Source organism: Microbacterium sp. B19 (assembly GCF_000333395.1).
Lineage (GTDB): Bacteria > Actinomycetota > Actinomycetes > Actinomycetales > Microbacteriaceae > Microbacterium.
Genome location: NZ_BADA01000443.1, coordinates 1 through 1,960, shown reverse-complemented (window position 1 = coordinate 1,960; position 1,960 = coordinate 1). Strand labels below are relative to the sequence as shown.

Sequence of the window (1,960 nt, the reverse complement as noted above, 5' to 3'; positions counted from 1 at the left end):
CGCGGCGGCAGCGCGAACCCGGTCCGCAGCGGCAGGCCGCGCCCGTCGGCGTCGCAGCCGCCGCCGCTGACCGCACCCCGGCATCCGGATCGCTCGAAGACCTCTTCTCGGGCCGCGCCCACTCCGACGACGTGCGCGGTGCCGCACGCCCCCCGAAGCGGCGCCGCCGCGTCGGCGGCTGGATCGCCCTCGCGGTCGTGCTCGTGATCATCGGCGGAATCGTCGGCGGCGGCTTCGCGCTCTGGAACACCTACGGCGACCGCGTGCGCGAGTTCCTCGGCACCGGCGAACCCACGGACTACGCCGAGGGCATGGCCACCGGCGAGGCCCGGGTCACCATCGTCGCCGGCGACACCGGCGAATCGGTCTCGCCGAAGCTGTTCGAGGCCGGGATCACGAAGCAGTCCGACTCGCTGTACAAGTACATGGTGCAGAACAACGTGGCCTTCACGTTCCAACCTGGCGTCTACAAGCTGCAGCAGCAGATGTCGTCGCCCGCCGTGCTCACGGCGCTGCGCGATCCGGCGAGCCGCCTGAATCATTCGGTCCAGCTCCGCGAGGGTCTGACACTCAACCAGTCGCTCGACGCGATGTCCGAGCAGCTCTCGATCCCGCGCGCCGACTTCGAAGCGGCGGTGGCCGATCCGTCGCAGTACGGGGTGTCGGCATCCACGCTCGAGGGCTGGATCTTCCCGGCCACGTACGACTTCGACGACGGGGTCACCGCGACGCAGGTCATCCAGAAGATGGTGCAGCGCACGGTGCAGTCGCTCGATCAGGCCGGCGTTCCGCCGGCGGATCGCGAACGGATCCTGATCATCGCTTCGATCATCGAGCGCGAAGCGCGCAACTCCGACGATTTCTACAAGGTCTCGCGGGTAATCGAGAACCGCCTGCAGCCCGACAACGACGAGACCCACGGTCTGCTCCAGATGGACTCGACGGCGCAGTACGGCGTCGGGGAGATCAGCGCGGGCAGCTCGTCGTCGTCGGAGAACGCCCTCACCAGCGACAACCCCTGGAACACCTACATCCACCCGGGCCTGCCCATCGGTCCGATCGCCAACGCCGGCGACCTCGCCATCGACGCGGCCATGCACCCCGTCGACGGAACCTGGTACTACTTCACGACGGTCAACCTCGACACCGGCGAGACGGTGTTCTCGACCACGTACGCCGATCAGGAGAAGGCCGTCCAGCAGTTCCGCGACTGGTGCAGCGCGAACCCGAACAGCGGATGCTGACCGGCACCCGGCTCGCCGTCTGGGGAGACCCGATCGACCACTCGCGGTCGCCGGCGCTGCACGCGGCGGCGTACCGCGAGCTGGGTCTGCTGTGGGAGTACGGGCGTCAGCGCGTCACCGAGGCCGGGTTCCCCGCGGCTCTGGAGAACCTGGATGCCACGTGGCGGGGCCTCTCGCTCACGATGCCGCTGAAGAACGTCGCCGCACGGGCGGCGGTGTCGCTCGACGACGCGGCGCGCCGCACGGGTGCGGTGAACACGTACCTGCTGGCCGACGACGGTCCGCGCGGCTTCAACACCGACGTCGGGGGATTGGCGCGCGCGCTGCGCGAAGCGGGGGTCGCCCGACCCCGCGCCGCGCGCATCCTCGGGGCAGGTGCGACCGCAACCTCCGCCGTGCTGTCGCTGGCCGAACTCGGCGCCCCGCGCGTCGAGGTCGTGGCGCGGCGCCCCGAGGCCATCGAGCCGCTGCGCGCGCTGGGGGCGTCCGTGGGGATCGAGGTCGTCCGATCGTCGTTCGATGCGCCGGCCACGCCCGAGCCGGTCGACGTCACCGTCGGAGCCCTGCCCGGCAAGGTCGATGCCGGTCCTGGCATCCGTCCTCTCGCGGAGAACGGCGGACTGCTGGTCGACGTCGTGTACGGCAACTGGCCGACGTCGCTCGCCGAGCAGTGGCTCGCGGCGGGGAACGCGGCGATCAACGGTCTGCCCATGCTG

The 1,960-nt window shown here is 70.6% G+C and carries 2 protein-coding genes; both read left to right on the top strand.

Translation table 11 applies throughout. The features are described 5' to 3' along the window. Window positions 1–1,244 (top strand): endolytic transglycosylase MltG (gene mltG, locus I5G_RS15770; protein ID WP_022879921.1); only part of this gene is annotated, 1,244 nt, incomplete at its 5' end. Next, window positions 1,238–1,960, top strand: a 723-nt coding sequence (locus I5G_RS15765) for a shikimate dehydrogenase (protein ID WP_026095999.1), incomplete at its 3' end; no start/stop codon positions are given. The genes mltG and I5G_RS15765, both read left to right, overlap by 7 nt.